This window comes from Pleomorphochaeta sp. DL1XJH-081 (genome assembly GCF_049310885.1).
Lineage (GTDB): Bacteria > Spirochaetota > Spirochaetia > Sphaerochaetales > Sphaerochaetaceae > CAYZJV01.
Genome location: NZ_JBMDYO010000129.1, coordinates 1 through 263 on the forward strand (window position 1 = coordinate 1; position 263 = coordinate 263).

The 263-nt window shown below is 53.6% G+C and carries 1 protein-coding gene; it reads left to right on the forward strand.

Annotation, left to right across the window (positions count from 1 at the left end):
- Nucleotides 1-60: 60 nt before the first annotated feature.
- A partial coding sequence (locus ACODJP_RS14185; protein WP_422482605.1) for a hypothetical protein occupies nucleotides 61-263 on the forward strand: 203 nt, incomplete at its 3' end.

Here is a 263-nt window from a genome sequence, read left to right on the forward strand (position 1 = left end):
TTCCAATCAATTAAGCATCACTTTCACAATATATTCCATTCCAACGCATTCTACTCCTAAATGGCTGGTGTCATGAAGTTGATGTGCTCGGTGCTCATCGCCGCCGCAATCATCGCAGCGGTTGCTCCGCCGTGTGAGGCGGCGATAGGATGCGGTCAGGTGGTTTCATCCCTCAACTCATGCCTGCCCTACGTGACCGGAAAAGGTCCGATAGGGGGGTGCTGCAACGGCGTAAAGAGTCTGTACGGCGCCGCTAAGACTAC